Below are 260 nucleotides of genomic sequence, written 5' to 3'. Positions count from 1 at the left end.
GGGCGGACGAGGGGAATTGAACCCCCGAATGTCGGATCCACAAACCGATGCGTTAACCACTTCGCCACGACCGCCATGTTCATATTCAATTGGCAGGGGCAGCAGGAATTGAACCCACACCAAAGGTTTTGGAGACCTTTGTTCTACCTTTAAACTATGCCCCTAGGTTGTGGTGGAGGGCGATGGATTCGAACCACCGAACTCGAAGAGAGCAGATTTACAGTCTGCCGTGTTTAGCCACTTCACTAGCCCTCCACAAC

Annotated in this window: 3 tRNA genes; all 3 read right to left on the bottom strand. The window is 52.3% G+C overall.

From position 1 onward, the window contains the following. Position 1: 1 nt before the first annotated feature. Positions 2-74, bottom strand: a tRNA-His gene (locus IEX98_RS17750). A 16-nt stretch (positions 75-90) separates the two neighbouring features. Then, positions 91-164, bottom strand: a tRNA-Trp gene (locus IEX98_RS17745). A gap of 6 nt (positions 165-170) precedes the next feature. Next, a tRNA-Tyr gene (locus IEX98_RS17740) sits at positions 171-255 on the bottom strand. Positions 256-260 lie beyond the last annotated feature (5 nt).

It is taken from the genome of Paenibacillus radicis (ex Gao et al. 2016), assembly GCF_014641555.1.
GTDB classification, from domain to species: domain Bacteria; phylum Bacillota; class Bacilli; order Paenibacillales; family Paenibacillaceae; genus Pristimantibacillus; species Pristimantibacillus radicis.
The sequence above is the reverse complement of the archived record's forward strand: the minus strand, read 5'-3'. Positions and strand labels throughout refer to the sequence as shown.